The sequence below is a fragment of the Microcoleus sp. F10-B2 genome (assembly GCF_036704965.1).
In the GTDB taxonomy this organism is placed as follows: domain Bacteria; phylum Cyanobacteriota; class Cyanobacteriia; order Cyanobacteriales; family Microcoleaceae; genus Microcoleus.
Genome location: NZ_JAUBTB010000036.1, coordinates 64,060 through 72,748, shown reverse-complemented (window position 1 = coordinate 72,748; position 8,689 = coordinate 64,060). Strand labels below are relative to the sequence as shown.

Sequence of the window (8,689 nt, the reverse complement as noted above, 5' to 3'; positions counted from 1 at the left end):
CAAATAGCTAAAACGAATACGGCTCAAAGAATACAGCCACCGAAACTACCCCCTGCAGGGGTAAGTTCCGTTTAAATGTAGAACAGCTTAGGAATGAGAATTAAATAACTTACAATTTATTGTTCTTGTGGGATGGGCGTCCCGCCCGTCCTTTCTGGACGGGTGGGACGCCCATCCCACAACAAACAGGAAAAGTGGATTTTATTTAATTCTCATTCCTAAGCGAGGACACGGCACGGCGCCGTGTCCTGATTTCAGATAATATTAATTCCGATGCAACCGGAAACGATATCATTCCCAATTATTCAATTCTCAAATCTAAAATGGTATAGTTTCCGTTCTGGATATTGGCCACAACAAAAAACAAAAAAACCCGGTTTTTTGGAGAAACCGGGTTTCTGAATACCTTCAAAGTTCTACGTTTAATAAAGTTTTGATTTTTAACTCAAAACTATCACCATTCACAACTTAAAACTCTTGAGATTTTGCTGTTGTTTTTGCCCGATCGAGCTTTAAAATCAACACCCCCAAAGGTGGCAAACACAAGTCGATCGAATAAGCACTATTGTGGAACCACCACTCATCAGTCCACTTACCGCCCAAATTCCCCATATTGCTGCCGCCGTACTCCCGCGCGTCGCTGTTAAACAACTCCGTATAGAAACCTGGTTCCGGCACTCCTACCCGATAGTGAGAGTGCGGCTGCGGCGTAAAATTGCACACCGTAACCACAAACTCGTCGCCATCCTTCTCTCGGCGCACAAAAGCCACGACGCTGTGCCGGTTGTCGCTGCAATCAATCCACTCAAACCCGTCCTCAGCAAAATCTTGACTGTAAAGTGCCGTTTCGCTGCGGTACAAATTGTTCAAATCCTTAAAAAACAGCTTCAACTTTTGGTGCGGCTCGAATTGCAGCAAACGCCACTCCAAATCCCCCCAAACGTTCCACTCTTGCCACTGACCGAACTCCATCCCCATAAAGATCGTTTTCTTTCCGGGATGAGTAAACATAAAAGTAAACAAACACCGCACGTTTGCAAACTTTTGCCATTCGTCCCCTGGCATTTTCCCGATGATGTGGGCTTTGCCGTGGACAACCTCATCGTGGGACAAAGCCAGCATGAAATTCTCGCTGTGGTTGTACCACATACTGAAGGTTATGTTGTTCTGGTGGAACTGGCGGAACCACGGGTCCATGTGGTAGTAGTCGAGCATATCGTGCATCCAACCCATGTTCCACTTCAGGTTGAAACCCAAACCGCCTACATAGGTCGGCCAAGATACCATCGGCCAAGAGGTAGATTCTTCGGCGATCGACAGCGCACCTGGGAAATAGCTAAAAATGACGTGATTAGCCTGCCGCAGAAAATCCGCCGCTTCGATATTTTCCCGGCCCCCGTACTGATTGGTCAGCCATTCTCCGGGTTCGCGGCAGTAATCCAAATAAAGCATCGAGGCTACGGCATCTACGCGAATCCCGTCGATGTGGTACTTGTCAAACCAGAACAGAGCGTTTGATACTAGGAAATTCCGCACTTCGTTGCGGCCGTAGTTAAATACTAGGGTTCCCCACTCTTTGTGCTCGCCCTTGCGGGGGTCGGCGTGTTCGTACAAGTGAGTTCCGTCAAAGAAAGCCAAACCGTGTCCGTCTTTGGGGAAATGTCCCGGTACCCAGTCCACCAGTACGCCAATGCCGTTGGCGTGGCACTGGTCAACAAAATACATGAAATCTTCAGGTTTGCCGTAGCGAGAAGTTGGGGCGAAATAGCCGGTGACTTGATAGCCCCAAGAACCGTCGAAAGGATGTTCGGCGATGGGCAGCATTTCGATATGAGTGAATCCCAAATCTTTGACGTAGGGTATCAGCCGATCGGCTAATTCCCGGTAAGTCAGAAAGCGCGCCCCGGGATTGAGTTCCGAAACCTGCACGGGGGGTTCTATTTCCCCATTTGGTAGCACGGCGGGTTCGTCAGTAGCTGCGTGCAGCCAAGAACCGATGTGGCATTCGTAAACTGAAACCGGCTGCGTCAGTTGGTCTGTGTGCCGCCGCTTTTCTATCCAAGCGCTGTCGTTCCAAGTGTAGGTATTTAAGTCGGTGACAATTGATGCTGTTTTCGGCCGCACTTCTTGCTGGAAACCGTAAGGATCGGACTTTTCGTAGGGATGTCCGTCTTGGTTTTTCACTTCGTATTTGTAGGAAGTTCCCACTTCGAGTCCCGGAATAAATAATTCCCATATCCCGTTTTGGGATTTCCGCATTTGATGTTTGCGGCCGTCCCAATAGTTGAAATCTCCTAAAACAGAGACGTTGCGGGCATTTGGGGCCCAAACGGCAAAATATACTCCTGTGATGCCGTCTACTTCGGTGAGGTGCGCCCCCAATTTTTCATAAATCCGGTGGTGGTTGCCTTCTGAGAATAAGTGAATGTCAAATTCTGTGAGTTTGGGCGATCGAAAGGCGTAAGGGTCGTAGATAAAGCGATCGTGTTCCCCTTCTTTGACCCGCAGTTGATAGTTTGCTAGTTCTGGGGTTTCGATCGTACATTCAAAAAAGTGAGGGTGGTGTACCGATTGCATCGAGTATTCTGCCCTCGCTTCTGGCACAACCACCGATACGGCATCTGCATTCGGCAGATAAGCTCGCACGGCCCAGGCTTTTTTACCGTTGTGTTCGATCGCGTGGGGGCCTAGCACTTCAAATGGATCTTGGTGCTGATTCCACACAATCCGGTCAATCTGTTCAAAGGGGACGGTCGCGGGCATAAAACTACCTACCTGAATCTTTTAACTAAATGGCTTTCAAAACCTAGAGCGGCGCTGCACTTTACATTTCGATACATTTTTTATCGCTAATCGTACCACTGATTAGTATGAATTTGCCTGCTGTCTGGGCGGCAGCGCGCGCCCTTGCCCAGACAGCAGGCAATCTGATTGCCTTTTCGGCGGTCCAACTGGGGGTTTTACTACTAACGGCTAACATCTAGGTATTGAAATCTTAAAACAAATTGAAAATTTTATATTTACCCCCAAATATCCTTGACTTTTTCTCAACTGTGTGATATTCGATAGTTTTTCTAACTCTCAGGACGCTCCGCACTCTTGACGGTTCCGAAACCGGGTTTTTACACAGATTTCCCTCGCACACACTGGTCGGATTTTCGCGAAAAACTGGTTTTTTGCGCCCATGACTAACTCTGATGGATTTGCCAGGGCAGGGAGGGTCAAGGAGAGTGAGTTTTGGGAGTCGCTAATCATTATATAGCTGGAATTTTCAGGCTTTGACGATCGCCCTGCGGTTCCGGTTTCACATCCCGGAGGCAGAGTTTCCCTGCAAAGTCGGTGACTTTGAGCAATGGGATCTCATCGCCAAGGACACTCAGTTCGGTATTGAGGAATCAAAGCTAAAGGAGTCAGCAGCGCCGCTGCTGCAATATCTGGCACGATCGAGCAATCCCGTACCACATAAGCACCATCCTGCCAGCGAAGGTGCAACAGGCCTAAAGATCGCTCAGGCGCAACGGGAGGGAGTTTTGCCGCCCGGTTAATGCCGAACTGGCGGCGCGCCAATTGAATTGCTAACTGGCCCAAAACAGACGGGTAGATTTGCTTGCCCGCACCGGCGCAAAACTCGCAGTCAATCAATCGAGTAGCCATGCCCATGCTTTCATCGAGCCAGTCTCCGACCGTCTGAGCCTCAGCTTGCTTTTCTCTCGTCTGCCGGCAACAGAGGTGGGGAAGGAAAGCGAGACTCGATCGAGTGCAAAAAAATTTGCGTGGAGTCAGGCATCGCCCGAGGTTGACCTTCGAGTTGAGGCTGCAGCACTGGCACTGTCCTCAAACCCCCCGTCAGAGGCTTGAGTATCAAAACGTGCAGGCTGGCAGTCAAATTTTCAACTTGAAAACGAATACCCTTGTAACCCAGCGCTAAGAAGACTTGGCGACAGTAAGGGAACCTACTGAACTTTAGTAAAAGCATCAGACAGCTAACACCCAACTTGAAGCCTAGACCTACGAGATTGAAAAATGCGAGGAGCGAACCATTTTTCACCCCCAGGCTAGGCCCGTTGGGCAAAGACTCCGGGATAACCCTAGTTAGGGAGACTTTTTAGGAGAAGGGGAAGCAGTTCCAGCAGCCGGAGACTTTTCAGCCCCTGGAGTGGTTTTTGGAGATGGAGAAGAAGCAGGAGGAGGAGTAGTAGTGCTGGCAGGACTGCCCGGAGAGGGGCTGGTGGGGCTGGTGGGTTCACCGCCGCAAGCGCCGAGGGCTGCTGCCAAGCTCAGTACCAAAGTCAAACGAATTAATCCCTTGTTCATAAACACTCCTTAACATTAAAAACCCATCGCCAGGAAGGGAATAGTGTACTTGAGAAACAATGCTGGCACGAATAGAGCAACGATTCGCTCGTTGATTACAATACTGCATTTATTAATAAATTTCACATAGATTCTGGCGAACCTGCAAAGATTTCCTTTTTTTTTGCCAATCCTGAAGTCAAAGAGACGAGTGGTAGGATGGGTTGGTTGGTTTGTGAGGTATCTTTGGTAAAGATAACCGATCGAACCCAGATTGCCACAATTGGCGATCGGCAACTGAAACAACTCCTAACCTCAATCAAGCTAAAGCTGCCCCACTTTACGTATTGGTGAACTCTATGACCGCTGCTATCAGATCCCCGGATTCTCGCCGATCCCGATCGGCCCGCAAGCCCGCTTCAGCCCCAGCCAACAGCAAAGTGACTTCTATTGCCCGAGCTAGGCGGGCGAAGACAGGGCCGGTATTGCCCAACTACTCGCCCGCCGACGCCCAGGCGATTGCTCGGCCGTCCCCATCTGTGGTGAAAGTCCTGCCAGATCGCCAGCAGCAGCCAATGTGGTTGCTATCGCTCCTGCGGGTGCAGCGCGCCTCCTCAGCCGCAGCGGTTCTGCTTTTGGGTGGTGCTCTGACTCTCTACGGCTTGACTGTTTACAGCGAGCAGCGCTGGAGCCAAGAGTATCAAAAGCTGGAAACTCTGCGCCGGGGGGAACAGCAGTTGAGTGCTGCTAGCGAAGTCTTGAAACACCAACTTGCTAAAGAAGCCCAAAATCCCGAAACGGGTTTGACCCCGCAGAAGCCTGCAGACACGATTTTCTTGTCGCCTGCCCCTCCAAGTCGATCGCCCGTTACTGTGGCACCGAACTCAGAACCGGCTCTCAAGAATCGAGTGGGTGTGGAAACACCGCTGGGGTATTGAGGCAATGTCAACGCGAAGATGGCCCGAGGGGGAGAATGTCCGAGGGCCGCAGACTCTGAGTACCGGAAAATTTGACGGTGCAGCTTCGGATTCATGTCCTCAGGCTTCTTGTTTGACTTTTGGGCAAGGCGCGATCGATTTCCTTCTGCCAAGCGGAATTTAAAAGTTAAAAATAAGTAACTTGCTGTTTAATTTTTAATTTTTAATTTTATGAGCTACGACCCCCGTTTTGACCGCTACAGATCGCCGAACTTCCAACGCCCAAAACCGTCGGGCGATTCCCTACGGGATAGCTTCGCCGCGCGTACTTTGTGGGAAAAACAAGCCAAACCAAGTGTGTCCGGCACAAACGACCGATCGCCACAACAGACCGCTCCACCTTGGGGGCGGCCGGTGGATCGTTTAAAACGCAGCAAGTTTCGTTTGTGGGCAGTGTGGGCGGTGTTGATGCTGGGGGGGCTGGGGCTGGCTGTGAATTTGTTTTATTTGCAGGTAACGCGAGCTCCAGCGCTGCGCAAACAGGCCCAGCAGCAGCAAACTCTCAAAACGAAGCCGTTTGTGCCGAGACGCCCGATAGTTGACCGCGCAGGGAATGTTTTGGCGATCGACAGACAGGTGTACACGCTCTACGCTCACCCGAAGTTGTTCAACCACTCGAAGGCGGAAATTGCCGCTAAATTGGCTCCGATGCTGGCGATCGAACTGAGTCCGGGAACTACGTCGGAAACTGAGCTGCTGCGAAGGTTTAATCTTGGTGAAACGGGTATCACGATTGCTGAGTCTCTGGCTCAAGAGGTTGCCGATCGCGTCGCCCAGATACAAATTAAAAATAGTCCGGTGGATGGCCTGGAGTTGGTGCGGCAGCAGCAGCGTTTTTACCCGCAGCAGGAACTGGCGGCTGATATCCTCGGTTATGTAGACGGGGAACGGAAGGGACAAGCTGGGGTGGAATACAGCCAGCAGAATTTGCTGGAACGATCGATGCCGTCGATTCAATTTAGCAGGTCGAGCGATGGGAATTGGGTTCCCGATCGGCTGACGGCGGGATTTGTGCAGCTTGATGATTTGAAATTGCAACTGACGATCGACAGTCGCTTGCAGCGGGTGGCCCGAATTGCTCTCAAGGAAAAAATGAAGGAACAGGAAGCGAAGCGGGGCACGGTGATTGTGATGGATGCCCGTAACGGCGAATTGCTGTCAGTTGTAGCGGAACCTTCTTATGACCCGAATCAATATTTTAATTTCGATTTGTCGCGGTATAAAAATTGGGCGGTAACTGATGTTTACGAGCCTGGTTCGACTTTTAAAGCGATTAATGTGGCGATCGCTCTGGAAGCGGGTGCGGTGAAACCTAACACTGTGTTTAATGATGAAGGTCGAATTTACATGGATGTCTGGACTATCCAAAATTCCGATTACCAATCAGCAGGCGCGCGGGGCCCTTCCACTGTTACGGAGATTTTGAAACATTCTAGCAATGTGGGAATGGTGCACGTAATGAGAAGTATGAAAGCTTCTCTTTACTATCAAGCTTTAGAAAAACTCGGACTCGGACAAACTGCGGGAACTGATTTGCCTTTTGAAGTAACTAGCCAGCTTAAAAATCGAGAGCAATTTATTAACTCTCCGGTGGAAGTTGCTACTACGGCTTTTGGTCAGGGTTTTTCGATTACTCCGATGCAGTTGGTGCAGCTTAACGGAGCTTTGGCCAACGGCGGCAAGCTGGTGACTCCTCACGTTGTGCGGGGACTTTTTGATAGGGAAGGTCAAGCTTATTGGAAACTTCCGAGGGCTGTTCCGAAGCAGGTTTTTTCGCCGGAAACTACCAAGAAAGTTTTAGAAATGATGGAAACTGTGGTTGATGGCGGTACGGGGAAAGCTGCACAAATTCCTGGGTATCGGATTGCTGGGAAAACGGGGACGGCTCAAAAAGCAAATGGTGGTGGGGGTTATTCTAAGAACGCGATTATTACTAGCTTTGTGGGGATAATGCCTGTGGAGGCTCCTCGGTATGTGGTTTTGGCGGTGATTGATGAACCGAAGGGCGGTACGGGGGGAAGTGTGGCGGCGCCGATTGTGGAGTCGGTGATGGAGGCGCTGATTTCTATTGAGAAGATTGCGCCGAGTAAGTAGGGACACGGCACTGCCGTGTCCTGATTTCGGGTAACGGGTAATAATTGATTGGACGATCGGGGATTTAACCATCACCCAATTTGTAGGGAAACGGCACTGCCGTGTCCTGATTTCGGGTAACGGGTAAAATCGCACCGGATTCGGATGTAACGATCGCCCGGTGGGGCGATGGAGGACACGGCAATGCCGTTTACCTACCCCAAAATTATCGTCAGGGCGATCGAATGTAACGATCGCCCGGTGGGGCGATGGAGGACACGGCAGTGCCGTTTCCCTACCACAAAATTATCGTCAGATCGGATGTAACGATCGCCCGGTGGGGCGATGGAGGACACGGCAATGCCGTTTCCCTACAAACCGTATTTTTACGAATCTTTAAAAACGCAAATCTAACAAAATAGGGTGATTTTTCTGATGTTCTAATTTCTGAGGATTGTCGCCCCAACGCTGAGGATTGTTGATGATGTATTGCCTTTTGCAATTCAAAGTTTTTTCATCGCGAATAATTGATTCGTGAAAACCATCTTGCCAGACAGGAACTTCTGTTGTTTCGCAGAAACTATGAATGAATCTCGTAACAGCACTTTTATACGAACGGATCGCGGTAGGAATAGAACCGCGAACGGGTTGACCAAATTGTTCGGGGGTAGGGACACGCCTTTGCTGTGTCGTTACGGGCGTATTGTCAACGATCGCCAAAAGTCCATGTACGTGATCGGGCATAATCACAAAGGTATCTAATTGAAAACGGGAAAAATGATTGGGTATGTCTAACCAACAAATGTGGGCAAGATAACCTAAAAAATTTAATCGCATTTGACCGTCAATCACTTCGCCGAATATACATTGTCGTCCCTTGGTGCAAATGGTAATATAATAAACCCCCGGTTGAGTATAATCGTATCCTTTAATACGAACAGAACGGCGGTGGTGTTTTTGGGGGTCGTAAGGCATACTCTGAAAATAAAATAGTACGAATATAAAAATTGTAGGGACACGGCACTGCCGTGTCCTGATTTGGGGTAACGGGTGAAATTAACCGGATTGGACGATCGAATTGCCCGCTGGCGCGATCGGCTCTCACCCTCGCCCGGTGGGGCGATGGAGGACACGGCAATGCCGTTTCCCTACCCCAAAATCATCGCTGGCGCGATCGGATGTAAGCATCGCCCGGTGGGGCGATGGAGGACACGGCAATGCCGTTTCCCTACCCCAAAATCATCGCTGGCGCGATCGGCTCTCACCCTCCCCGGTGGGGCGATGGAGGACACGGCAATGCCGTTTCCCTACCCCAAAATCATCGCTGGCGCGATCGGCTCTCACCC

9 protein-coding genes are annotated in these 8,689 nt (G+C 50.2%); 3 read left to right on the top strand and 6 right to left on the bottom strand.

All coding sequences use genetic code 11. From position 1 onward, the window contains the following. Nucleotides 1–468: 468 nt before the first annotated feature. The 4 genes from glgB to QUA99_RS15830 form a co-directional block, all read right to left on the bottom strand. Nucleotides 469–2,763, bottom strand: coding sequence for a 1,4-alpha-glucan branching enzyme (glgB, locus tag QUA99_RS15845; protein ID WP_333238311.1), 2,295 nt, complete (start codon nt 2,761–2,763; stop codon nt 469–471). A gap of 597 nt (nt 2,764–3,360) precedes the next feature. Continuing rightward, complete coding sequence (locus tag QUA99_RS15840) at nt 3,361–3,654, bottom strand: hypothetical protein (protein ID WP_333238309.1); 294 nt, start codon at nt 3,652–3,654, stop codon at nt 3,361–3,363. A gap of 40 nt (nt 3,655–3,694) precedes the next feature. Then, on the bottom strand, nt 3,695–3,976 hold the full coding sequence (locus QUA99_RS15835; RefSeq protein ID WP_333238307.1) for a glutathione S-transferase N-terminal domain-containing protein: 282 nt from the start codon (nt 3,974–3,976) through the stop codon (nt 3,695–3,697). Nucleotides 3,977–4,092: 116 nt separating this feature from the next. Next, complete coding sequence (locus tag QUA99_RS15830; protein ID WP_333238305.1) at nt 4,093–4,314, bottom strand: serine protease; 222 nt, start codon at nt 4,312–4,314, stop codon at nt 4,093–4,095. 338 nt (nt 4,315–4,652) lie between these two features. Between QUA99_RS15830 and QUA99_RS15825 the strand changes: the two genes are divergently transcribed. Further along, entirely contained in the window at nt 4,653–5,231 is a 579-nt protein-coding gene (locus QUA99_RS15825; RefSeq protein WP_333238303.1) for a hypothetical protein, read from the top strand. 210 nt (nt 5,232–5,441) lie between these two features. Next, nucleotides 5,442–7,364 carry a penicillin-binding protein 2 gene (locus QUA99_RS15820; protein WP_333238301.1) on the top strand — a complete coding sequence of 641 codons (1,923 nt, stop codon included), beginning with the start codon at nt 5,442–5,444 and terminating at the stop codon, nt 7,362–7,364. A 194-nt stretch (nt 7,365–7,558) separates the two neighbouring features. Here the strand turns inward: QUA99_RS15820 and QUA99_RS15815 are convergent, their stop codons facing one another. Next, nucleotides 7,559–7,699: a hypothetical protein gene (locus tag QUA99_RS15815; protein ID WP_333460375.1), complete on the bottom strand. Its 141-nt coding sequence runs from the start codon at nt 7,697–7,699 to the stop codon at nt 7,559–7,561. Nucleotides 7,700–7,739: 40 nt separating this feature from the next. Next, entirely contained in the window at nt 7,740–8,318 is a 579-nt protein-coding gene (locus QUA99_RS15810; protein ID WP_333238297.1) for a transposase, read from the bottom strand. A 75-nt stretch (nt 8,319–8,393) separates the two neighbouring features. Between QUA99_RS15810 and QUA99_RS15805 the strand changes: the two genes are divergently transcribed. Beyond that, nucleotides 8,394–8,689, top strand: a 296-nt coding sequence (locus QUA99_RS15805) for a hypothetical protein (protein WP_333460372.1), incomplete at its 3' end; no start/stop codon positions are given.